The sequence below is a fragment of the Exiguobacterium sp. A1_3_1 genome (genome assembly GCF_048985645.1).
Taxonomy (GTDB): domain Bacteria; phylum Bacillota; class Bacilli; order Exiguobacteriales; family Exiguobacteriaceae; genus Exiguobacterium_A; species Exiguobacterium_A indicum.
The window spans coordinates 1-2,973 of the sequence record NZ_WBYY01000262.1 but is presented as its reverse complement, the minus strand read 5'-3'; the positions used below and the strand labels follow the sequence as shown (position 1 = coordinate 2,973).

Below are 2,973 nucleotides of genomic sequence, written 5' to 3'. Positions count from 1 at the left end.
GAGATGTGTATAAGAGACAGTTCAAGACACCGTCCAGTTCAAGGCATTACACCTCGTCATCACCGATGAACAACATCGCTTCGGTGTCGAACAACGGAAGCGGTTGCGCGCGAAAGCTGAACAGGCAGATGTATTATATATGACAGCGACACCGATTCCGCGTACGCTTGCGATATCGGTCTTTGGAGATATGGATGTTTCGATCATCGATGAGATGCCGGCGGGACGAAAGGAAATCGAGACCTACTGGGCGAAACCGCAACAGATGGAACGCGTTTTCGGATTCGTCGAGAAAGAATTGTCGCAAGGTCGACAAGCCTACGTCATCACGCCATTGATCGAGGAATCCGAATCACTCGAAGTTCAAAATGCGATCGAATTACATGCGACATTGACCGAGCGGTTCAAGCCTTATCATGTCGGTTTGATGCATGGGCGCTTGACTTCTTCAGAAAAAGACGAGGTCATGCAGGCATTCAAGGAGAATACTGTTCAAATCCTTGTTTCAACGACGGTCGTCGAGGTCGGCGTGAACGTTCCGAACGCATCGATCATCGTCATTCATGATGCAGAACGCTTCGGTCTTGCGCAATTACACCAATTAAGAGGACGCGTCGGTCGAGGCGATGCCCAGTCTTACTGTATTCTAATCGCCGATCCCTCTTCCGATACGGGAAAAGAACGGATCAAGACGATGACGGAGACGAACGATGGCTTCAAGCTAGCGGAAAAGGATTTAAAACTGCGCGGAGCCGGAAATTTCTTCGGTACCGAACAAAGTGGATTACCGCGCTTCGTCTTGACCGATCCGGCGCTCGATATACAAGTCATGGAAACCGCGCGACAAGATGCAGTCCGATTACTGCGATCGGACGCCTTTTGGCAAGCGCCGGAATACGATGTCTTGCGTGACTATATCGAACGACAAGGGCTACTTGAAGGAGAAAGAATCGAATAATACTTGAAAGTGAACAACAAGGGATATATACTACTATTAGTACCAGGTAATAATAGTGGTCATCCTTCTTGTGGGAGGAACATACATGCGGGTACCTAAAAAAGAGAGACAACAAGAATTATTACAGACGATCGAGCAAAATCCGTTCATCACGGATGAAGCGCTGGCGACACGATTCCGTGTCAGTATTCAGACGATTCGTCTCGACCGGATGGAATTAAAGATTCCGGAATTACGGGAGCGAATTAAACACGTCGCGACCGAACGGCTGGATGATGTGCGTACGTTGACTGAAAATGAAGTCATTGGTGATATGATTGACCTGAAACTCGATACATCTGCGATCTCGATCCTTGAGATTTTGCCGGAACATGCGTTTAGTCGGAATGCGATCGCCCGCGGACATATTTTGTTCGCGCAGGCAAACTCGCTTGCGATTGCGCTCATCGACGATGAACTCGCGTTGACGACACGTGCGAACGTTCAGTTCACACGCTCCGTTCACGTCGGAGAACGCGTCGTTGCGAAGGCATTCGTCAGTTCCCATCGTCAAGATGGTCGTTCTGACATCACGGTGGAGAGTTATGTCGGTGAAGAATGTGTCTTCATCGGTGAGTTCACAGTGTATCGAAGTAGTAAGGAGGAATCGAAATGATTTTAGCAGTTGACGCTATGGGGGGCGATCACGCACCCCGTGCCATCGTAGAAGGGGTCGTTGCCTATTTGGCAGAACGTCCAAACGAAGACATCGATATCCGACTAGTCGGAGATGAGTTGAAATTACGCTCATACACAATCGAGGATCCGCGCGTGACGATCGTCCACGCGGCATCCGTCATCACCGGAGAAGATGAACCGGTACGTGCGATTCGCCGCAAGAAAGATAGCTCACTCGTTGTGGCTGCAAACCTGGTGAAATCAGGAGAGGCAGATGCCTTGATTTCAGCAGGCAACACGGGAGCGCTCATGACTGCCGGATTGTTCGTCATCGGTCGAATCGAAGGAGTTGACCGTCCTGCACTGGCCCCGACTTTCCCGACACGTAATGGGAAAGGTGTCGTCATCTTAGATGTTGGCGCCAACCCGGATGCGAAGGCAGAGCATTTGCTCGATTATGCCATCATGGGGTCTGTCTACGCAGAACAAGTTCGCGGCATCACACGTCCAAAAGTCGGACTCTTGAATATCGGATCAGAAGCCGGTAAAGGGAATGCACTGACGAAGGAAACGTATCCGCTACTTGAGACAGCACCGATTCATTTCGTTGGGAACGTCGAGGCGAGAGAAGCGATGAGCGGTGACGTCGATGTCATCGTCACGGAAGGTTTTGCCGGCAATACGTTACTTAAAAGTACTGAAGGGGCAGCCAGTATGATCATGGGTGTCATGAAGGAACAATTCATGAGCTCGTGGACATCAAAGCTCGCCGCTCTCGTACTGAAACCGAAGTTGAAAAAAATGAAGCAGTTGCTCGCCTATGAAGAATATGGCGGTGCTGGACTATTCGGGATTGCGGCTCCGGTCATCAAGGCGCATGGTTCAAGTAATGCCTACGCATTCAGCCGAGCGCTCGTTCAAGCGGAAAAGATGGTCGAACAAGAAGTCGTTGCCAAAATCGTTCAAGCGAAGGCAACAAAAGCACGTTAAGAAGGAGTGAGACGAGATGGGGAAAACAGTTTGGATGTTTCCGGGACAAGGGTCACAAACGCCTGGAATGGGACAGACGCTCATCACGCAAGACGAGACACGCCAAGCACTCGCTGACCTCGGAACGCGAATTGGTCTGGATCTGACGACGCTGATGACGACAGGGACGAAGGATGAATTGAAAGCGACGGACATCGCTCAACCAGCCATCGTCGCACACAGTGCATTACTCGCACAGCAGTACGCAGCACAAGGACATACACCTGATTTCGTACTCGGACACAGTGTTGGAGAATATAGTGCGCTCGTCGCAGCTTCTGTCATCACACCGTCTGAAGCCTGTCTCTTATACACATCTCCGAGCCCAC

At 50.5% G+C, this 2,973-nt stretch carries 3 protein-coding genes and 1 pseudogene; all 4 read left to right on the top strand.

What is annotated here, in order from left to right:
• Positions 1-19 precede the first annotated feature (19 nt).
• Positions 20-958, top strand: a pseudogene (locus tag F8N00_RS17405) (ATP-dependent DNA helicase RecG); the annotation flags it as partial.
• 85 nt (positions 959-1,043) lie between these two features.
• A complete protein-coding gene (fapR, locus tag F8N00_RS17400; protein WP_023468752.1) occupies positions 1,044-1,613 on the top strand; it encodes a transcription factor FapR in 570 nt (189 codons plus the stop codon).
• Complete coding sequence (gene plsX / locus F8N00_RS17395) at positions 1,610-2,605, top strand: phosphate acyltransferase PlsX (protein ID WP_055968645.1); 996 nt, start codon at positions 1,610-1,612, stop codon at positions 2,603-2,605. The genes fapR and plsX overlap by 4 nt, the downstream gene beginning before the upstream one ends.
• 16 nt (positions 2,606-2,621) lie before the next feature.
• A partial coding sequence (locus tag F8N00_RS17390) for an ACP S-malonyltransferase (RefSeq protein WP_421018680.1) occupies positions 2,622-2,973 on the top strand: 352 nt, incomplete at its 3' end.

What these genes read in the sequence shown, in the direction of transcription:
- fapR (WP_023468752.1), top strand. Translation starts at nt 1,044, where the DNA reads ATGCGGGTACCTAAAAAAGAGAGACAACAAGAATTATTACAGACGATC.
- plsX (WP_055968645.1), top strand. Translation starts at nt 1,610, where the DNA reads ATGATTTTAGCAGTTGACGCTATGGGGGGCGATCACGCACCCCGTGCC.